We start from the raw sequence: 20,660 nt of genomic DNA on the forward strand, positions 1-20,660 counted from the left end.
GTGCTTCCTCTACTCGGGTCTACTGACGGCACGGGCTGGTCGAGGGGTCGGACGGCGGTCAGACGGTGAGCCCCGCGGTGGGCCGGCAGTCCTGGATCTCCAGGGGCTGCCCCATCGAGACGGCGATCTTGCGCCCGCCCCGGTACGGGTCCCGGCCGTGGGCGCAGAGCACGTTGTCGACCAGCATCACGTCGCCGACCTGCCAGCGCTCCCGCACGGTGGCGGCGTGGTAGGCCTCGTTGAGGGCGTCGACGTCGGCGCGCTCCAGCGGCTCGCCGTCGCCGAAGCCGGTGTTGAACGGCAGTCCGTCCGGCCCGAACTCCTCGGTCATCGCCTCCCGGATGTCCGGGTCGAGCGACCACGCGTTCCAGAAGGCGAGGTGGTTGAACCAGACCTGCTCGCCGGTCCGCGGGTGGCGGATGGTGCCGGGGCGCACCTGGGTGGTGCGCAGGTTGCCGTCCGCCAGCCACTCGCAGCTGATGCCGTTCTCCTTGCAGTAGGCCTCGACCTCGGCGCGGTCCTCGGTGGCGAAGGCGGTGCGCCAGCCGAGCGAGATGTAGTCCGAGTAGTTGCGGGTGAGCGTCCAGCCGCCGGTCCGCATCCGCTCCACCAGGTGGGCGGGCAGCTGCGCGAGCACCTGGCGGCAGTCCGCGGTGGGGGTGGCCCCGCCCTCGTCGGGGGCGGTCAGGCAGGCGAAGAGCAGCCGGCCGGGGAAGGTCAGGGTGTAGCTGTTCTCGTTGTGCATCCGGATCGGCTGGACCGGCGGCAGGTCGGTGGACGAGTAGACGCCGTTGCCGTAGTCGCTGCGCGGGGTGGCCTTCTCCCGGTAGGGGGTGCGCTCGGGGATGAGGACGTCGCGCACGGCGGCGACGTCCTCGGTGCCGGTGACCGGCAGGCCGCGCAGGAAGATGGTGCCGTACCGGTGCAGGGCGTCGGTGAGCGCGCTCTCGTTCTCGCGCAGCCACTCGCAGGCCTCGCCCATGTCCGCGGTGCGCGGCGCGTGGGCGAGGGCCGGGCGGCCGGGGTTCAGTTCCCAGGTCGGCATGGCGGCGGTCACCGGTCGGCGGGGGCGGAGAGGGCGGCGACCAGGCTGGCGGGCCTGATGTCGGTCCAGTTGGCCTCGATGTAGTCGAGGCAGCCCTGGCGGGTGTCCTCGCCGTGGACGGTGGTCCAGCCGGCCGGCACGTCGATCCAGACCGGCCACAGCGAGTGCTGGTTCTCGTCGTTGGCCAGGACCAGGTAGCCGGCGCTGTCGTCCTCGAACGGGTTGCTCATGGTGTCCTCTTCGGGTTGCTTCGAAGCTCGGCTTGCTTCGCTCGGGTTGCTTCGAAGGTAGGGGCGGGCCGCGGGGCGGAAGGGCAGGAGTCGCGGCAGGAACGCGGCAGTTGGGCCCTGCCGCCTGCCGTCCCGCCCGCCGTCCCGCCGCCCCGCCTGCCACCCCGTCGGCCGCCCCGCCCGCCGCCCCGCCCGCCGTCCCGTCGCCCGGCTCGGCACCCGGCGGTTCAGCGCGGGGTGAGGCGGACCGGGAAGCGGTCCAGGCCGAAGTTGATGATCGAGCGGTTGTGGACGACCGGCCCGGTCTGCTCGATCACGGCGACGCGCTCCAGCAGCGCCGTGAACAGGCCGCCGAGTTCGGCCTTGGCCAGCGGCGCGCCGACGCAGTAGTGGGCGCCGAGGCCGAGCGCGAGGTGCTTGTTGGGGGCGCGGTCGAGCAGGATCTCCTCGGGCCGGTCGAAGGCCTCCGGGTCCCGGTTGGCGGACCACACCCAGACCGCGACCCGGTCGCCGCGCCGGATGGTGCGCCCGTCGAGCTCGGTGTCCCGGCTCGCGGTGCGCAGGGTGTGCAGCCCGACCGAGGTCCAGCGCAGGAGTTCGTCCAGCGCCGAGTCCATGCCGACCTCGCCGCGCTGGAGCCTCCGCCACAGCTCGGGGTGCCGGACCAGGGTGTACAGGCCCATCGCGGCGGTGTGGCGGACGGTCTGGACGCCGCCGACCACGATGTTGTCCAGGTTGAGGACGACGTCCTCGATCGGCAGCAGCCTCCCGCCGACCCGGTAGGTGGCCATCATGCTGATCAGGTCGTCGCGCGGGTCGCTGCGCCGCAGCATCACCTGGTGCAGCAGGTACGGGATGAGCTGCTGGTGGCCGGCCCGGCGCTCCTCGGGGGTGCGGCCGAGGAAGGCGACGTCGCAGACCCGCTCGACCATCTCGCGGTCGCCCTCGGGGACGTCCAGCAGGTCGCACATGACGGACAGCGGCAGCGCGGAGACCGCGTCGACGAGGTCCACCTCGCCCAGTTCGACGGCCCGGTCGACGATCGAGGCGGCGAGTCCGGCGATGCCCCGGGCGGCCCCGCGCACGGCGCCGGGCGAGAAGAACGGGTTGGCGGGGGCGCGCAGTTCGCGGTGCCGGGGCGGGTCGGTGAGGGCCATCATCCGGCCGGAGCCGACCGGGACGTTGCCCTCGCCGGCGCCGAGCAGCGAGCCCTGCTCGGAGCTGTAGACGGCGGCGTTGCGCAGCACCTCGGCGGAGTGCCGGTAGGAGAGCACCGACCAGACCGGCCCGTCGTCGACGGTGTCGGTGCGGTGGACGGCGGACTCCCGGCGCAGCTCCGCGACCAGCGCGGGGGTGTCGGGCCGGGCCCAGAGGTCGGGGTCGGTGAGGTCGACCGCGGTGGTGGTGGGCATCAGTGCTCCGTCCGGGACAGGTGCGCGGTACGGGGCCGCGCGATGAGGGAGGTCAGCAGGTCGACCGGGCCGGGCCCGTCGACGGTGGCGAGCAGGTGGCCGCCGGGGACGACGTGGTGGCCGGAGCCGCCGCTGGTGTGGGCGGCCCAGCCTTCGAGGCCGCCGACGGCCAGGAGCGGGTCCTCGGCGCCGACGACGGTGTGCAGGGCGGAGCCGATCGGCGGGTGCGGACGGGGCCGGTAGGTGTCGACCACGTCCAGGTCGGTGCGGATGCCGCGCAGCGCGTGCTCCTTCAACTCTGCTTCGCCTTCGACGAGTTGCCCCATTCCGGCGAGGCGCAGCAGCTCGTCGGCGGTGTACTGGGGGCGGTCCGCCCCGGCCCAGGCGGCGGGCGGCGAGGCGGAGGCGGCGACGACCAGTTCGGGCCGCCGCCCGGCCGGCAGCGCCCGGGCGGCCTCGTAGCCGAGCAGGGCGCCGAAGCTCTGCCCGTAGAAGCCGAACCGCCCGGTCAGGTGCGGGCCGAGGGCCTCCAGGACGGCGTCGACCAGCAGGTCGAAGCTCGCGGGCATCGGGTGGCCGAGCCGGCCGCCGCGGGCCGGCGGGCGCAGCGCCCAGACCTCGGCCACCGGGGCGAGGGCGCGGGCCAGCGGGGTGTAGGCGGTGGCGTCGCCCCCGGCGTGCGGGAAGCAGAACAGCCGGTACGGGCTCCGCGGTTGGGGCACGGGGACGAACAGCCAGTCCCCTTCGACGCGGGGCCGCACCCGCAGGGCGGTGGTCATGCGCCGGCCGCCCGGGCGCGGGCGGTCAGGGCGGGCCGGGGGGCGGCGGTGCCGGCCGCGACGGCCCGTTCGACGGTGGCGGTGAAGGCGGCCAGGTCGGCCGAGTCGAGCAGGTGGCGCAGCTGGAGTTCGATGCCGAGGCGGCGGCGCAGCAGGTGGACGACCCGCAGTGCGGCGATGGAGTGGCCGCCGAGCGAGAAGAAGTCGTCGGTGGGCCGGAGGCCGGTGACGCCGAGCACGGTGCCCCAGACCTCGGCGACCTGCCCGGCCAGTCCGCCGGCGCCCGACTCCGCGGCGGAGGCGGAGGCGGCGGGGGCGGGGGCGGGGGCGGGCAGCGCCGCCAGGTCGACCTTGCCGTTCGGGGTGAGCGGCAGGGCGTCCAGCACGGTGATCACCGAGGGCACCAGGTGGGCGGGCACGGTGGCCCGCAGCCGCTCGGTCAGCTCGGCGGCGGTGACGGCGCCGGTGACGTAGCCGGCCAGCCTGCGGTCGCCGGGCGCGGGCTCGTGGACGGTGACGGCGGCGGCCCGGACGCCCGCCAGCCGGGCCAGGGCGTGCTCGACCTCGCCGAGCTCGACCCGGTAGCCGCGCAGCTTGACCTGGCGGTCCACCCGGCCGACGTACTCCAGCCGGCCGCCCTCGCCGCGCCGGGCCTGGTCCCCGGTGCGGTACATCCTCTCCCCCGCGGCGACCGGGTCGGCGACGAAGCGTTCGGCGGTCAGTCCGGGCCGGCCGAGGTAGCCGTGGGCGAGGCCGGGCCCGGCCAGGTACAGCTCGCCGACGACGCCGTCGGGGACGGGGGCGAGCTTCTCGTCCAGCAGGTGCAGGCGCACCCCGGGCAGCGGCGCGCCCAGGTGCGGTCCGGGGCCGCTGATCGGCGCGGTGACGGCGTCGACGGTGCACTCGGTGGGCCCGTACAGGTTGAGCGCGTCGACGCCGCCGTCGGCCAGCTCGCGCCAGGTGCGCTCGGGGACGGCCTCACCGCCCATGAACAGCCGCGGCACCCGGGCGCCGGCCAGCGGCTCGCGCAGCAGCTCCCAGTGCGAGGGGGTCAGGTCGAGGTCGGTGACGGCGTGCTCGGCCAGCAGGGCGGCCACCCGGGCCGGGTCGGCGCGGTGCTCCTCGCCGATGACCAGGACGGTGTCGCCGCGGCAGATCCGGGCCCACTGCTGGACGGAGGCGTCGAAGGAGACGCTGGCGTTCCAGCCGACCACACCGGGCTCGGCGCGGTAGGCGCCGCTCGCCTCCAGGGCCGTGACCAGGGCGGCGACGGCGCCGCGCGGCACCTCGACGCCCTTGGGGCGGCCGGTGGAGCCGGAGGTGTAGATGACGTACGCCGGGTCCAGCGGGTGGGCGTGCTCGGGCAGTTCTCCCCCAGCCTGGCGGCCGGGAGGTACCCCCAGCCCGTCGGCGGCGGCGTCCGGGCGCAGCACCGGCACCCCGTCGGCCGCCGGGAGGCCGTCGGCGCTGATCAGGGCCGCGAGACGGGCGTCGGCGGCCATGTGGGCGAGCCGCTCGGCGGGGTAGGCCGGGTCGAGCGGGACGTAGGCGGCGCCGGCCCGCCAGACGGCGAGCAGGGCGACCGGCAGGTCGGCGGTGCGGGCGAGGTGGACGCCGACCCGGTCGCCGCGGCCGACGCCGCGCTCGCGCAGGGCGCGGGCCAGGGCGGCGGTGCGGCGGTCGAGTTCGGCGAAGTCCAGGCGGTCGGCGCCGGCCAGGACGGCGGTGCGCCCGGGGTGGGCGGCGACGGTGTCGCGCAGGCGGTCCAGCAGATCGGTCATGACGGCTCCTCAGGACTCTCGGGCGGCGGCGGCCATGGTGTGCAGGGCGGCGGCGTAGGTGTCGATGAACTGCTCGGCGGTGTGGTCGGCGACCAGCGAGCGCTGGTGGTCCACGGCGAGCAGCACCCGCTGCGTGACCGGGTCCTGGATGACCGAGGCGCCGAAGGCGAAGCTGTTGGGTTCGTGGCGCAGGGTCGGCTCGGTGCCGATCCGGCCGTCCACGATGCGGGCCGAGCTGAGCCGGCCGAGGGCGTGGAAGCGCAGGTAGCCGAACTGGCTGTCCAGCGCGGTGTCGGTCATCAGCCGGGCGAGGCGGGCGAAGGGCACCCGGCGGTGCGGCATCATGTCCAGCTCCTCGCGGTGGACCTCGCGGACCAGGGCGAGCAGGTCGTCGGTGGGTTCGCAGCTCAGCGGGACGGTGTTGAGGAACAGCCCGTACACCTCGGTGCCGCCGAGCCGTTCCAGCCGGCCGTTGACGGCCAGGCCGGTGGTGACGCGCCGACGCCCGGTGACGGCGGCGAGGGCGTGCAGGTGGGCGGCGAGCGCCACCGACTTGACCGGCACGCCGAGCGCGTCGGCGACGTCGCGCAACTGCCCGGGCGCCTCCGGCAGCACCCGTTCGACGGTGCGCGGCGCCTCGTGCACGGACTCGCTGCCGGGGAAGGACTGGCCGCTGACGCCGTCCAGCCGCTCGCGCCAGTAGGCGAGCGAGCGCTCGTCCCCGGCGGCCTGCCGTTCGACGGCCACGAAGTCGCGGAAGGCGGTGCGCGGCGGCGGGGCGGGCGCGCCGAGCGGGTCATCGGCGATGGCCGTGTGGCGTTCCAGGATCTCGGTGAGCAGCGAGGTGAAGCTCCAGCCGTCGAGGATCGCGTGGTGCTCGGAGACGGTGAGCTGGAAGGCGTCCTCGGCGAGGCGCTGCACGGTGATCCGGAACAGCGGCGGCGCGGTGAGGTCGAAGGGCGTCCACCGGTGGGTGTCGAACACCTCGCGGATCGCCGCGTCCTGGTCCTCCTCGGCGGCGCCGCGCAGGTCGGCGAACTCGACGGGGGCGGGCAGCCGGCCGTGGACGAGCTGCAGCGGTTCGCCGTAGCCGGACAGGTCCAGGCCGGTGCGCAGCACGGCGTGGCGGTCCATGGCCTCGGCGACGGAGCGGCGGAAGGCCTGCTCGTCGAGGTCGCCGGAGATCTTGTAGGAGTTGACGTTGTGGTAGCTGTCGGTGCCGCCGGCGATCTCCATGTGGAAGACCATGGAGAGCTGCATGGACACCATCGGGTAGGCGTCGACCAGGCCGGGCGGCAGGTCGGCGCGGTCCTCGGGGGTGACCAGGGCGAAGGGCTCGTGGGCGTCCGGGCCCTGGGTGACGGGCTCGGCGAGCGGCAGCAGGGCGGCGACGGTGGGGGCGTTGAAGACGTCCCGCAGGCTCAGCCCCCAGCCGCGCTCGTGCAGCGCGCCGGCCAGCTGGACGGCCCGGATGGAGTCGCCGCCGAGGTGGAAGAAGTCGTCGTGGACGCCGATGCCGTCCACCCCGAGGACCTCCGTCCAGACGGCGGCGAAGGCCTCCTCCTCCGGGGTGCGCGGCTCGACGTGCCGGCCTCCGGTGGCGGTGGCCCGCTGGCCGGGGGCGGGCAGCGCGGCGCGGTCCACCTTGCCGTTGACGGTCAGCGGCAGCGACTCGAGCACGGTGAAGCTCGCCGGGACCATGTACGGGGGCAGCGAGCGGCCGAGGAAGGCGCGGACGTCGGCGGGCTCGCGTCCGGTGACGTACGCGGCGAGGCGGTCCTCGTGCACGGTGACGACGCAGGCGTCCACGTCCGGGTGGGCGGCGAGCGCGTTCTCGATCTCGCCGAGTTCGATCCGGAAGCCGCGCAGCTTGACCTGGAAGTCGGCGCGCCCGATGTACTCCAGCCCGCCGCCGGGCAGCCGCCGGGCGACGTCGCCGGTGCGGTAGAGCCGGGCCCCGGGCGGGCCGTACGGGTCGGCGACGAAGCGCCCGGCGGTGAGGCCGGGGCGGCCCCAGTAGCCGTGGGCGAGGCTGCCGCCGCCGATGTACAGCTCGCCGGCCGCGCCGGGCGGCACCGGCCGCAGCCAGTCGTCCAGGACCTGGGCGCTCAGGTGCGGCATCGGCGTGCCGATCAGGCTGCGCTCGAAGCCGGCGCTGCCGGCCAGGTCGTGGGTGGTGACGTGGACGGTGGTCTCGGTGATGCCGTACAGGTTGCACAGCCGGGCCGGGGGCGGCGGGTCGAGTTCGAACCAGCGCTGGACGACGGCCGGGTCCAGCGCCTCCCCGCCCAGCATGATCCACTTCAGTGCGGGCAGGGCGCGCGGGCTGCGCCGCAGCACCGGCTCCAGCTGGCGCAGCGCCGAGGGGGTCAGGCAGAGGTACGAGACCTCCTCCTCCGCCAGCAGCTGGGCGAACTCCTCCGGGGAGCGGCTGGTCACGTAGGGGACGACGACCAGGCGGGCGCCGTGCAGCAGGGCGCCCCACATCTCCCAGACCGTCCAGTCGAAGGCGTAGCTGTGGAAGAGCGTCCAGGTCTCCCGCGGGCCGAAGCCGAAGTGCCGCTCGCCGTCCGCCATCAGCCGGCTGACGTGCTCGTGGGCGACGGCGACGCCCTTGGGGCGGCCGGTGGAGCCGGAGGTGAAGATGACGTAGGCGACGTCGCCGGGGCGGCCGGCGGCCGGCGGGCGGGTGTCGGGGCGGGCGGCCAGGTCGGCGGCCTCGGCGGTCAGGTCGTAGGCCTGCCAGGGGCCTTCGGGCACCAGGTCCGGGCGGTCGGTGACGACCAGGGCGACGCCGGTGTCGCCGAAGACCAGCGCGGCGCGGTCGGCGGGGGCGGCCAGGTCGACGGGCACGTAGGCGGCGCCGGTCTTGAGCACGCCGAGGACGGTGACCAGGACGTCGGCGGTGCGGTCCAGCAGCATGCCGACGCGGTCGCCGGGGCCGACACCCCGGGCGCGCAGGGCGTGCGCGAGGCGGTTGGCCCGGCGGTCGAGTTCGGCATAGCCCAGGGTGCGGTCGGGGTCGCTGACGGCGGGCCGGTCGGGGTGGGCGTCGGCGGCCCGTTCGAACAGGTGGTGCAGGCAGTGGCCGGGGGTGTCGGTGGCCGCGGCCCCCTCGGCGGGGCGGGTGGTCAGCCGCAGCACGGTGGCGTCGGGGTCGTCCAGGGCCGCGGCGAGCAGGGCGTCGAACTCGGCGGCCAGCCGGCGGACGGTCTGCGGGTCGAACAGCTCACCGCGGTACTCGGCCTCGCCGCGCAGCTCGCCGCCGTCTCCCCCGTCGAACACGGACCAGGTGAGGTCGAACTTGCTGGTGCCGTTGGAGCGCACCCGGCTGCGGGCGGTGGCCGCCGGGCCGAGCGCCAGCGGGGTGCGGTCCTCGCCGTGGGCGCCGAACACCACCTGGACCAGCGGCGGGTGCTGGGCGCTGCGGGCGGCGCCGAGCCGGTCGACGATCTGGTCGAAGGGCAGGTCGAGGTAGCCGTAGGCCTCGAAGGCGACGTCCTGGACGTGCTCCAGCAGGTCCCGGAAGCTCAGCGCGGGCGCGAGCCGCAGGCGCAGCGGCAGCAGGTTGACGAAGTAGCCGAGCAGGTGCTCCAGTTCGGGCCGGTCGCGGGTGGTCACCGGGGTGCCGACCACCAGGTCGTCGGCGCCGGTCCAGCGGTTCAGCAGCAGGGCGAAGGCGGCCAGTTGGACGGTGAACGGGGTGACGCCCTCGGTCTCGGCCAGGGCGCGGACCCGCGCCGCCGTCCCCGGGGCGAGGTCGAACCCCTCGGTGCGGCCGGCCGCGCCGCGCTCGGCGGGCCGGGGCCGGTCGGTGGGCAGCTCCAGCAGCGCGGGGGCGCCGTCCAGCTGCTCCTTCCAGTAGGTCAGGTGCTCCTCGTAGGAGGTGCCGAGCTCCTCCTCGGCGCGGTCGGCGTACTGCACGGTCAGCTCCGGCAGTTCGGCCTCCCGGCCGCGCAGCGCCGCGTCGTACAGCTCGGCGAGTTCGCGCTCGAAGACCTCGGCGGACCAGCCGTCCCAGACGATGTGGTGGACGGTGAACAGCACGGTGGTGCGCTCGTCCGCGAGCCGGAAGGCCTCGGCGCGCAGCAGCGGGCCGGCCGCCAGGTCGAAGGGCTCGGCGCAGCGGGCGGCGAGCAGCTCCTCCAGGCGCGCGGCCCGGTCGGGGTGGTCCCGCAGGTCGGTCTCCGCGAGCGGCACGGCGAGGCGGTGGTGCACGTGCTGGCGGGGGCCGTCGGGGTGCAGCGCGAAGGTGGTGCGCAGGGTCTCGTGCCGGGCGGTGACGGCGTCCAGCGCGCGCCGGAGCAGCGCGAGGTCGAGCGGGCCGGTGACGTCGAGGGTCCAGGGGGTGCAGTAGGTGACGGCCTTCGGGTCGAGGCGGTCGAGGAACCAGAGGCCGCGTTGCAGCCCGGAGACGGGCGCGGTGCGCGCCGGGTGGTCGGACGGGCTCACGGCCTCGTTCCCTTCGTGTGCGGTGCGGCCGGTCACCGGGCGGCCAGCCGTTCGGCGATGGCGCTCACGGTCCGGGCCCGGAACACCAGTTGCGGGGGGACGCGGCTGCCGGTCTCCCGGGACAGCCGCATCGCGACCCGGACGGCGGCCAGCGAGTTGCCGCCGATCCGGAAGAAGTTGTCCTCGCGGCCGACCTCGGCGAGGTCGAGCACCTCGCGGACCGCCTCGGCGACCAGGCGTTCGGCCTCGGTCAGCGGGTCGGCGGCCTCGTCGGCCGTCGCGTCCTCGTCGGAGGCGGCCGGGCGCCCGGCGGGGGCGGGCAGCGCCTTGCGGTCCACCTTGCCGTTGTGGTTGAGCGGCAGCGCGTCCAGGACGTCCAGGGTCGCGGGCAGCATGTGCTCGGGCAGCAGGCCGGCCAGGTGGTCGAGCAGGGCGTCCGGGCCGGGGGCGCCGGCGGCGACGGTGACGTAGGCGGCGAGCCGGCGGTCGCCGGGGGCGGGCTCGTGGACGGCGACGGCGGCCTCCCGGACGGCCGGGTGGCGGGTGAGCGCGTCCTCGATCTCGCCGGGTTCGACCCGGAAGCCGCGGATCTTGACCTGGTCGTCGATCCGGCCGGTGACCTCCAGCAGGCCCTCGGCGGTGCGGTGGCCGAGGTCGCCGGTGCGGTAGAGGCGCTCGCCGGGGGCGCCGTACGGGGAGGCGACGAAGCGTTCGGCGGTCAGGCCGGGCCGGCCGAGGTAGCCGTGGGCGAGGCCGCCGCCGGTGGCGTACAGCTCGCCGGTCACCCCGGGCGCGACGGGGCGCAGCCGCTCGTCCAGGACGAGGACGCCCTTGCCGTGCAGCGCGACGCCGATCGGGATGGAGCCGCCGGCCGCGTCGGCGGGGCCGACCCGGTGGCAGGTGGTCAGGCCGAGGCTCTCCACCGGGCCGTAGCCGTTGGCGACGACCAGGCCCGGGTAGGCCTCCAGGGCCTTGGCGACATGGGTGGTGGAGGCCCGCTCGCCGGCCGTGAAGGCGAGCTTCAGGCCGTCGTAGGTCTCCGGGAACTCCTCCAGCAGGAAGTTGAACAGGCTTGCGGAGAGCTGGAGTTGGGTGACGCCGTGGCGGCGGGTCAGCTCGGCGACGGTCTGCGGGTCGGGGCGCTGGCCGGGCTGGAGGACGCAGGTGCCGCCGAAGCAGAGCGCGCCGTACAGCTCCAGCGCGAAGGCGTCCCAGGAGACCGGCGAGCACTGCAGCCAGACCTCGTCGGGGCCGAAGCGGGCGTAGTCCTGGCCGAGGTAGGTGGTGGTGAGCGCGCGGTGCGGGACGGCGACGCCCTTGGGGCGGCCGGTGGAGCCGGAGGTGAACATCACGGTGGCGAGGTCGGCGCCGTCGACCGGCAGGCCGAGGTCGTGGGCCGGGTACCGGGCGAGGTCGGCGGCCGAGGCGTCCAGGTCCACCTGGCCGGGGACGGCGAACGGCACGGTGGCGTGCCGGTGGGTGACCACCGTGGCGGCGCCGGTGTCGGCGACGGCGCCGGCCAGCCGCTCGGCCGGGAAGTCCGGGTCGAGCAGGGTGTACGCGGCGCCGGTCTTGAGGGCCGCCAGCAGGGCGGTGACCAGCTCCGGACCGCGCTCGGTCAGCACGGCGACGGTGTCGCCGCGGCCGATGCCCAGGCCCGCCAGGTGGCGGGCGAGCCGGTTCGCGGCGGCGTTCAACTCGCCGTACCCGACGGCGCGTTCGCCGGACACCAGGGCGACGGCGCCCGGCTCGCGGGCGGCCCGCGCCTCGAACAGGGCGTGCACCGGCACCTCGACGGCGGCGGCCAGGGTGCCCAGCCACTCCTCGCACAGGCCGGCCATGGTGGCCGGGTCGAAGAGGTCGCTGTCGTACTCGAAGCGGCCGGTGAAGCCGGTGCCGAGGTCGTCCACCGAGACGGACAGGTCGAAGCGGGAGACCGGGTTGGAGTGCAGGGAGCGGGTGACGGCGTGCCCGCCGACCGTGAACGGCCGGGGGTCCAGCGGGTGCAGCTCCAGCAGCACCTGGCAGAGCGGGTTGCGGTCCTCGGGGCGCTCGTCGAGCACGGCGTTCGCGATGTCGTCGAAGGGCACCTCCTGGTGCCGGTAGCCGCCGATCGACACCTCGCGCACGTGCCGGACCAGCTCGCGGAAGGAGGCGCCGTCCTCCAGCTTCAGCCGCAGCGGCAGCAGGTTGACGAAGTAGCCGATCAGGCCGTCGAGTTCGGCCCGGCCGCGGGCGTTCACCGGCGAGCCGAGGACCAGGTCGCGCTGCCCGGAGCGGCGGTGCAGGGTGAGCGCCAGCCCGGCCAGCAGCACCATGAAGGGGGTGGCGTCCTCGCTGCGGGCGAGCGCCCGGACGGCCTCGGCCACCGGATCGGGCATGGCGAAGCGGTGGAAGGCGCCGCGGAAGGCCTGCTCCTCGGGGCGGGGGCGGTCCGGCGCCAGCGCGTCGGCGGTCGGCGCGTCGCGCAACTGCTCGCGCCAGTAGTCGAGTTGCTTCTCCGCGGTGTCGTCCTGGTACTGCCAGGCGGCGTAGTCGCCGTACTGGACGGCGAGTTCCGGCAGCTCGGCCGGGCGGCCCTCGGCCAGCGCGGCGTACAGCTCCTGGAGTTCGGCCTCCAGCACGGGCAGCGAGCCCTCGTCCCAGACGATGTGGTGGAGGAGCAGCAGCAGCGTGGTCGCCCCGCCGGCCCGGAAGACCCGGGCCCGCACCAGCGGTCCCCGCGCCAGGTCGAAGGGCTCCAGCGCGGCCTCGGCGACCAGCTCGTCCACCCGGTCGGCGGTGGTCTCGGTGAGCGTGAACGGCAGCTCCACGGAGGGGTGGACGACCTGGCGCGGGCCGTCCTCGGCGAGCTCGAAGGTGGTCCGCAGGCTCTCGTGCCGCTCCACCACCCCCGCCAGCGCCCGCCGCAGCAGCCCGGGGTCGACCGGCCCGGAGAAGCGGAACACCCAGGGCACCACGTAGGTCGGCGCGTCCGGGTTCCACTGGTCGAGGAACCACAGGCCGCGCTGGAACTTCGACAGCGGGGCCTCGGCGGCGCCCGAGCGCACCGGGGCCGGGCGCGCGCCGCCGGTCGCGGAGGTCACCGCGGCGGCGAACCCGGCCAGGGTCGGCGCGTCGAAGATGGTGTACGGCGACACCATGCCGAAGACGTCGAAGACCCGGCCCACCACCCGTACGGCGGTCAGCGAATCGCCGCCCAGGTGGAAGAAGTTGTCGTCGGCGCCGACCTCCGGCACCCCGAGCACGTCCGCCCAGACCGCCGCGATCAGCTGCTCGGCGGGGGTGCGCGGCGGGCGGCCGGCCGCCCTGCCCTCCGGTGCGGTCCGCGGCTCGGGCAGCGCCGCGCGGTCCACCTTGCCGCCGGCCGTCAGCGGGAAGGCCTCCAGCGCGGTGAGCGTCGCCGGGACCATGTGCTCGGGCAGCCGCTCGGCCAGCCAGGCCCGGGCCTCGGCGTACCCCGGCGCGGCGCCGGTGACGTACGCGGCCAGCCGGCCCTCGTGCGCCACCACCACGCAGCCGGTGACGCCGGGGTGGCCGGCCAGCACCTGCTCGACCTCACCGGGCTCGACCCGGAAGCCGCGGATCTTCACCTGGTGGTCGGTGCGGCCGAGGAACTCCAGCGGGCCCTCCCCGGTGGCTCGGCGCACCAGGTCGCCGGTGCGGTACATCCGGGCTCCCCCGGGGCCGTCCGGGGCCGCGAACGGGTCGGCGACGAAGCGGCCGGCGGTCAGGCCCGGGCGGCCGAGGTAGCCGGAGGCCAACAGCGGCCCGCCGACGTACAGTTCGCCGGCCTCGCCGGGCGGCACCGGCCGCAGCCGCTCGTCGAGCACGTGCAGCAGCCGCCCGCCGACGGCGGTGCCGATCGGCACCCGGGCGCCCGGCTGCTCCTGCCCGCCGTCGAGCCGGTGGACGGTGGCGGTGACCACCGTCTCGGTCGGACCGTACGCGTTCAGCAGCGGCACCCCGGTCGCCGCCCACCAGGCGGCGGCGGTGGCCGGCTCCAGCTTGTCGCTGCCGGAGACCATCAGCCGCAGGGTGCGCGGCACCCGGCCGCCCAGCGCCGCCACCACGTCCTGGAAGTAGCCCGCGGCCAGGTTGGCGACGGTGACGCCCTCGGCGTCCAGCAGTTCCAGCAGCGCGGCCGGGGCGAGCAGCCGCTGCTCCGGCAGGACGAGGCAGGCCCCGGCGGACAGCGCCCCGAGCACCTGCTCCACGGCCACGTCCACGGTCGGACGGGCGAACTGCAGCACCACGTCCCGCTCGGTCAGGCCGAGGGCCTCGACCACACCGGCCAGGTGGCCGGTCAGGGCCGCGAGCGGGACGTGCACGCCCTTGGGGCGGCCGGTGGTGCCGGAGGTGTAGATGACGTAGCCGGCGCCCGCACCCGTCCCGTCGCCGAGCTCGGTGAGCTCCTCGCCGTCGAGGGCGAGCCCGGCCCCGGCGTCCTCGACGATCCAGCGGTTGCGCTCCTCGGGCGCCTCCCGGTCCAGCGGCAGGTAGGTGGCACCCGCCCGCAGCGCCGCCAGCAGCGCGACCACGTGGTCCAGCCGGTCGCGGCCGGTCACGGCGACCGTCCGCCCGGGGGCGAGCCGGGCGGCGAGGGCGGCGCTCAGTCCGTCCAGCTCCCGGTAGCTGACGGTCCGGGCCCCGGCCCGGACGGCCGGCCGCTCCGGGAAGCGCGCGACGGCGGAGGCGAACGGCGCGAATGCGGGCGCCGTGAATTCGACGGGAAAACCGCGAGAGGACATCATCCAGCCCCAGATCGTGAGAGGAATCGGCGAAGAAGGCGATAGGGGGATTACGAAGGCCCTATCGGCAGAACGGGCGGAAGGAAGTCGGCAGTTTCCTTCTGCCGCTTCCCGAGCAGGCCAGGGCTACCGGCCGAGGGGGATTCCGGAACTCCCGGGGGACCAGACGTCCGCCTCTTCCAGGGCCTCCGGGGAGTACTTCCCGAGCGCGCTGATCAGCAGCCGGAGTTCCAGCGCCAGGCATTCCGCGAAACGGCGGAGCCCGGATTCCCGGTCCTCCGCGACGGCGAGCAGCGCCGCCCGCCCGAGGCCCACCGCGCGGGCCCCCAGCGCCAGGCTCTTGACCGCCCGGGCGCCCTCCCAGATCCGCCCGGAGACCAGCAGGGAGGGGGGCGGCACGACCGCCAGCCTGCGCAGGCACTCCGCGAGCGGCAGGCCGACGTGCGGCAGGAACACCCCCGGCGCCCAGCCGGTGCCGCCCTCCGCGCCGTCCACCACGACGGCGTCCGCCCCGGCCTCGTGCGCCACCCGGGCGGCCTCGGCCACGTCCCGGCCGGGGTAGAGCTTCACCCAGATCCGCACCCGCGGGTAGTTGTTGCGCATCAGCCGGATCTGCTGGCGCAGGATCTCCGCGGTGAAGGTGCCCGGGGTGGCGGCGCGCAGCACCCGCCCGTCGCCGAACAGCGGGTCGAGCCCGAAGCGGTCGCCGAGCGCGGCGGCGGCCTCCGCGTCCAGCACGGTCATCCCGCCCAGGCCCGGTTTGGCGCCCTGGCCGACCTTCAACTCGAAGGCCAGCCGCCCGGATTCAAGCAGCGGCAGGGCGGCAGGGTCGCTGTGGACGAGGTTCCACACCTCGGCGTCGGCGTCCTCGGTGCTCTGCTGGACGGCCACGCCGCCGAGCCCGTCCGGGAGTTCCTCGCCGTAGGCGCGCAGCCGGCCGAGCAGGGTGCGGTCGGCGGCCTCGCCGAGCCGGCCGTAGCCGTTGACCGGCACCACGTTCTCGCCGATCACCATCGGGATCCCGAGCGCCCCGGCCTGCCGGCTGAGGGCCAGTCCGAGGTCGCCGCCGGCCGCCCGGGTGGAGCCGGTCGCGGAGACGTACACCGGCAGCGCGGAGGTGAACCCGCCGATGGCGGTGGCGAGTTCGACGTCCCGGTAGTCGGGCTCGCGGCCCAGGTCGATCAGCTTGGCGAGCCGCTGCGGCAGGAACAGCGGCGGGACGATCCGCAGGGCGTCGAGGGCGTCGGACGGCTGTGCCTCCTCGGCCGCGCCGGCGCCGAACAGCACCCGCCCGTACTCCTCGGCGGGCGGGAACACGGCGGCCGCCCCGGCCCGGGCCCGCCGCCGGACCTCCTCCTCCGGGAACCCCGGTGCGGTCAGGTCGCTCATGGCGACACCACCCCGGCGACCTTGGGGAACGCGCTGGCCTGCCAGACGGCGTCCAGCCCGGCGACGTACCGGGTGAGCCGCTCGACGCCGATGCCGAAGCCCGCGCTGGCCGGCACGCCCTCGCGCACCAGGTCCAGGTACCAGCGGTACTTCTGCGGGTTCTCGCCGGTCTCCCGCATCCGGGTGACGATCTCCGCGTAGTCGTTGGTGCGCTGGCTGCCGCTGCACAGCTCGCCGTAGCCCTCGGGCGCGAGCAGGTCGAAGTTCCGCAGCAGGCCCGGGTCCTGCGGGTGCTCGCGGTCGTAGAAGCCGCGCGAGCCCTTCGGGTAGTCGGTGACGAAGAACGGCCGGTCGCGCCGGGCCGACAGCAACGCCTCGCCCTCCCAGTCGAGTTCGGCGTCCAGGCTCTGCGGGTGCCCGATCCCGCGCAGTTCGGCGACCGCCTCGGCGTGCCGGACGCGGCCGAAGGAGCCCTTCAGCAGGTCGGCGAACGCCTGCGGGTCCCGGCCGAGTTCGGCGAACTCCTTGGGCAGCTCGCGCACCGTGCTGCCGACGATGTGCACCACCAGCTCCTCGGCCAGCCGGACGGCGTCGTCCCGGCTCGCGCCAGCCGCCTCCACGTCCAGCTGGTGGAACTCGGCCAGGTGCCGGCTCGTCCCGGCGGTCTCCAGCGGCTCCAGACGGACGTTCGGAGCGATGCAGAAGATCTTGTCGAAGGCGAGCAGCGAGGCCTGCTTGTACAGGATCGCGCTGGTCATCAGCTTGTAGCGGTGGCCGTAGAAGTCGATGTCCACCTGCTTGGAGCCGCGCGCGCCGGGATCGGTGACCGGGCCGATGATCGGCGGCAGCAGCTCGGTGAAGCCCCGGCCGCGCAGGAACTCGCGGGCGGCGGACAGCAGGTGCTGCTGGATCCGCAGCGCGCTGCGGGTGGTCGGGTCGGTCAGGTGCCGGCCCGGATCGGTCGGGGGCAGGGGGGTGGCGTCGGGCATGGTCGGAGTCCTCTTCTCTCGGGGGGCCGTGGTCCGCCGTCGGGGGGGCGCGGGCGGTCGTCGGTGGTGGAGCGCCGGCCGGGCGGGACGGCTGGAGCGCGGGCGGCTCGGCGGGGCGGCGGCTCAGCGCGCGACGGGCAGGCCCCGGGCGGCGGACGCGGACGCGGAGGCGGCGGCGTACCGGGCCCGGCCGTCGTAGCTCCGCTGGACGTGGGAGAGGGCGGCGAGCAGCCCGGCCGAGCCGGGGATCGGCGCGCGGCCGCGCTCGCCCAGCCCGGCGATCGGCATCGAGCCGACCGAGGACCAGTACAGCCGCCCGTCCGGGCCCAGCGAGCTGCGCGTGCGCCCGGCGTTGTCGGGGTGCAGGCAGTACGGCACGTCCAGGTAGCCGGCCGCGAACGCCCGTACCAGGGCCCGCCCGACGTCGGCGTCCAGGTCGAGCACCGCGCCGATCAGCGCCCTGGCCTCGGCCTCGATCCCGGTGTCCGGCGGCACGGCGGGACGGCGGTCGGACGCCGGGGGCCGGGCCCGCTCCGCCGTGGCGGCCGCGGCGGCGGCCTCCAGCGCCCGGACGTTCTCGGCGACGGTCGGGATGCGGTGCGCCTCGGCCGTGGTCTTGACGATCAGCCGGGCCGCGCCGCCGCGCACCGCGAGCCGCGCCGCGTCCTCCAGCAGCAGCCGCGCACCGCCGGGCGAGCGCGGGTACACGCCCATGTACGCGTACACCACCAGGTGCCAGTCGACGTCGGTGAGCAGTTCCCCCGCGATCCGGCCGAGCGCGGCCAGCGCCTCCTCGTCCTGGCGGGCGTCGGCCTGCTGGGCGTAGCTGAGCGAGATGCTGCGCAGCCCGTGCCGGCGGAAGAACAGCGCCTCCAGCACACTGACGGCGATCAGCAGCGAGGGCGGGCAGAGCTGGCCCATCAGGCAGCCGCCGAACGTCTCCAGGTGCGGCTCGGCGCCGAACTCCCGGACGGAGGCCAGCAGTTCGCAGCCGCGACGCCAACGGGCCACCGCCTCGTGGAGCGGGGTGCGGCCGTACGGCAGGCAGTAGGAGACCGGTCCGCCCTCGGTGGCGTCCAGGCCGGCCGCCAGCAGCGCCTCGACGATCCGCTCCGGTGCGGCCGAGCCGTGCCGGACCTGCACCGGGAAGCCCGCGTCCGCCACCCCGCGCAGCACCGCCCGGGTGACCTCGACGGGGTGGGTGGCGATCGGGTAGCCGTTGAGGCCCGCCCCGGCGGCCAGGGCGCGTTGGGCGGCCGCGAGGTCGCCGGTGCGGGTGTAGCTGTCCAGGGTGATGGTGCCGACGGTGACGGCGGCCGCGCCCCGGGTGGCGAGCAGGCCCGCCCGCATCGGGGCCGCCTCCGCCATGCCCATCCGGGGCTGGACCACCAGCGCGCCCGCCTCGGCGGCCTGCGCCACGAACGCGCCGAAGCCCGTCCCGGCGGGGCCCGCCCGTTCAGGACCGGCCACCGCGGGACCGAACCCGGCGGGACCGGCCCCGGCGGGAGCCGTCACAGCAGCACCCCGGAGCGCAGTCCGCCGACGAAGGCGCGGAACCCGGCCACCGCGGCGCCGTCCTCGAAGACCGCGTCGAACCCGGCCGCGAGCAGCGCGCGTTCGCGGTCCGGGTCGTCGGCCCCGGCGATGCCGAGCTTGCCGCCGATGACGGTCGGGGTGCTCCGCAGCTCCGGGCAGGCGCGGAGGGCCTCGATCACCCGCAGGCCCTCCTGGTGGCCGTGCCCGTTGACGCTGCTGATCACGATCAGGTCCGGTTCGGCCCGGCGGCATTCGGAGAGCAGCAGCGCGTCCGGGACGCACGCGCCCAGGTTCGTCACCCGGTGGCCCATCTCCTCCAGCAGGAACTGGAGGTACACCAGGTTCCAGGTGTGCGAGTCCGAGGCCGTCGTCGTCACGACGACGTCCAGACCGCCCGGACCGTTCTGTTCGGCATTCCCGTGCTCCACGACTCCGCCCTCACCGGTAGTGATCCTCGATGGCGTTCCGTCGCGTTCTGCGCGGCGGCCCGGCCCCACGGAGAACGCTAGGAACGATCGGGCCCGGCAAGCGGCAGCTCCGGCGGCATTAAGCGGCAGAATGGGTCAGCCGGCGGCAGAATCGGTCAGCCCGCGGCCGCCAGCAGCGGGACGTCCCCGGCCGGCGCGAGCCGCAGCCCGGACTCCTCCCGGACCAGCCGGCGGCACAGGTTGAGCACGGTGAAGCGCACGCCGTCCCGGGCGGGCACGCTGCGGATCAGCCCCCGCGACAGCAGCTCGTGCACCGTGGCCAGGCAGGTCTGCAGCGTCCAGCCGCTGCGGACCACCGCGTCCTCCCCCGACCAGTCCCCGGGCTCGTCCACCAGCACCTCCAGCAGGGCGCGCTGACGGTCCGTCAGGCAGAGGATCGCCGGCTCCAGGTCGTCCCGCAGGTCACCGCGCGCGCCGAACACCACCGGCGGCGCCGCCAGCGTGAACGGGACGGCCGCCAGCCCGGCCACCAGCTGGGCGGTGGACCGCACCAGCGCCCAGCCCGCCGCCCGCTCCAACGCGCCCGGCAGGCCGTCCAGTCGGCGGCACAGCTCCGCGACGGCGGGTGCCTCGGAGCGCTCCAGGGTGTAGCCGGGTCGCAGCCGGCACAGGTGCGAGAGCAGCAGCCGGACGGCCCCGACCTGCGCCAACGCCTCGGGCTCGGCGTCGAGTTCGGGGTCCGGTACGGGCAGCGGCGCGAGCGGGATGACCTGGCCGCCGGGCAGCGGCCGGGCCTCCCGGGCGGTGATCAGCACCCGCAGCCCCGGGCAGTGGCGGAACAGCCCGTCCAGCTGTCCGGCGTCCACCCCGCCGTCGGCGCCGTCCAGCACCAGCAGGGCGGGCCGCTCGCCGATGTCCCGGACGAGGTCGTCCAGCCGCCCGCGCCACGGGTGCGGGCCGCCGCCGCAGTCCACCCAGCGCACCGACCAGCGGACGGCCAGGTGCAGCCGGCGGGCCACCTCCAGGGCGAGCCGGGTCTTGCCCACCCCGCCGAGGCCGACCAGCGAGACCAGCCGGTCCCCGTGCACGGCGAAGGCGTCGGCCAGCACCTCGGCCTCCGCCTCCCGGCCGACGATCGCCCCGCGCGCCACCGGCGGGGCGGCCGGCTCGTCCCCCGGCTCGTCCGCGGCCTGCTGCCAGCGGGCGGCCTCCTCGAAGTCCGTCCGGCTGCGGCCCTCCAGCCGCAGCGCGTCCGCCAGCAGCCGGACGGTCTCGTTGCGAGGCCGTCGCACCCGGCCGCTCTCCATGTCCCGGATCGCCCGCACGCTCAGGGTCGCGTGATCCGCCAGGCACTGCTGGGTCAGCCCGATCCGCTCGCGCCGTAGCCGCAGCAGCTCGCCGAAACCCGCCGCCGTTCTCACCGCTTGCACCGACAGCCCGCCGTCCATGCCTCGTCTGCCCTTCGTGGTCCGGACTCCTCCTGGCGTCGGGACCGGTGGCGGCGTCAGCCACGGGCGCCCGTACGGCCCGTGGTCCGGCCGTACGGGACCCGGCGATCAGGCTGTGGCCTCCGGACCGGTTCCCTCCGGGTCCCGATGCTCCAGGCTCGCCGTCTACGCCCGATCAACGGCCGATCACCGGCCCTACCCACGACCTTCACCCGGGCCTCACAGCCCGCCCGCCACCTGGGCGGCCTCCCCGACGCATCCGGGTGAACCGTGGCGCCGCCCGGACACGTTAATGCCGTTTATCGGATTTTCGGCACGCATACTACGCCCGTACGGTCACTGTCCGTATTGGGTCAACAACACCCCGCATCCGCTCCACGGTCCCCGTGCCCGTCACCACCGCCATCCACCCCGCGCCGT

12 protein-coding genes are annotated in these 20,660 nt (G+C 75.7%); all 12 read right to left on the bottom strand.

Features of this window, described 5'->3' with window-relative positions; genetic code table 11:
• Nucleotides 1-58 precede the first annotated feature (58 nt).
• Nucleotides 59-1,045 (bottom strand): TauD/TfdA family dioxygenase, encoded by a 987-nt coding sequence (locus ACFY4B_RS27835; protein ID WP_049650871.1) that lies wholly within the window; start codon nucleotides 1,043-1,045, stop codon nucleotides 59-61.
• Nucleotides 1,046-1,053: 8 nt separating this feature from the next.
• A complete protein-coding gene (locus tag ACFY4B_RS27840; RefSeq protein ID WP_049650867.1) occupies nucleotides 1,054-1,275 on the bottom strand; it encodes an MbtH family protein in 222 nt (73 codons plus the stop codon).
• Nucleotides 1,276-1,502: 227 nt separating this feature from the next.
• On the bottom strand, nucleotides 1,503-2,687 hold the full coding sequence (locus ACFY4B_RS27845; protein ID WP_074006452.1) for a cytochrome P450: 1,185 nt from the start codon (nucleotides 2,685-2,687) through the stop codon (nucleotides 1,503-1,505).
• Nucleotides 2,687-3,466, bottom strand: a complete 780-nt coding sequence (locus tag ACFY4B_RS27850; protein WP_380741353.1) for a thioesterase II family protein — start codon at nucleotides 3,464-3,466, stop codon at nucleotides 2,687-2,689. The genes ACFY4B_RS27845 and ACFY4B_RS27850 overlap by 1 nt, the downstream gene beginning before the upstream one ends.
• The gene (locus ACFY4B_RS27855) at nucleotides 3,463-5,247 is read right to left on the bottom strand and encodes a non-ribosomal peptide synthetase (RefSeq protein WP_387972411.1); all 1,785 of its coding nucleotides are present in this window, start codon (nucleotides 5,245-5,247) and stop codon (nucleotides 3,463-3,465) included. The genes ACFY4B_RS27850 and ACFY4B_RS27855 overlap by 4 nt, the downstream gene beginning before the upstream one ends.
• A gap of 9 nt (nucleotides 5,248-5,256) precedes the next feature.
• The gene (locus tag ACFY4B_RS27860) at nucleotides 5,257-9,699 is read right to left on the bottom strand and encodes an amino acid adenylation domain-containing protein (protein WP_387972414.1); all 4,443 of its coding nucleotides are present in this window, start codon (nucleotides 9,697-9,699) and stop codon (nucleotides 5,257-5,259) included.
• Between the two features lie 32 nt (nucleotides 9,700-9,731).
• Complete coding sequence (locus ACFY4B_RS27865; RefSeq protein WP_387972417.1) at nucleotides 9,732-14,453, bottom strand: amino acid adenylation domain-containing protein; 4,722 nt, start codon at nucleotides 14,451-14,453, stop codon at nucleotides 9,732-9,734.
• Nucleotides 14,454-14,576: 123 nt separating this feature from the next.
• Nucleotides 14,577-15,839 carry a glutamate synthase-related protein gene (locus ACFY4B_RS27870; RefSeq protein WP_387972420.1) on the bottom strand — a complete coding sequence of 421 codons (1,263 nt, stop codon included), beginning with the start codon at nucleotides 15,837-15,839 and terminating at the stop codon, nucleotides 14,577-14,579.
• Complete coding sequence (locus ACFY4B_RS27875; RefSeq protein WP_074006450.1) at nucleotides 15,836-16,828, bottom strand: asparagine synthetase A; 993 nt, start codon at nucleotides 16,826-16,828, stop codon at nucleotides 15,836-15,838. The genes ACFY4B_RS27870 and ACFY4B_RS27875 overlap by 4 nt, the downstream gene beginning before the upstream one ends.
• A 123-nt stretch (nucleotides 16,829-16,951) precedes the next feature.
• On the bottom strand, nucleotides 16,952-18,298 hold the full coding sequence (locus tag ACFY4B_RS27880; RefSeq protein WP_387972423.1) for a methylaspartate mutase: 1,347 nt from the start codon (nucleotides 18,296-18,298) through the stop codon (nucleotides 16,952-16,954).
• Nucleotides 18,299-18,339: 41 nt separating this feature from the next.
• Entirely contained in the window at nucleotides 18,340-18,792 is a 453-nt protein-coding gene (locus ACFY4B_RS27885; protein ID WP_049658201.1) for a cobalamin B12-binding domain-containing protein, read from the bottom strand.
• Nucleotides 18,793-18,947: 155 nt separating this feature from the next.
• Nucleotides 18,948-20,240, bottom strand: a complete 1,293-nt coding sequence (locus ACFY4B_RS27890) for a helix-turn-helix domain-containing protein (protein ID WP_387972426.1) — start codon at nucleotides 20,238-20,240, stop codon at nucleotides 18,948-18,950.
• Nucleotides 20,241-20,660 lie beyond the last annotated feature (420 nt).

It is taken from the genome of Kitasatospora sp. NPDC001261, assembly GCF_042896795.1.
Taxonomy (GTDB): Bacteria; Actinomycetota; Actinomycetes; order Streptomycetales; family Streptomycetaceae; genus Kitasatospora.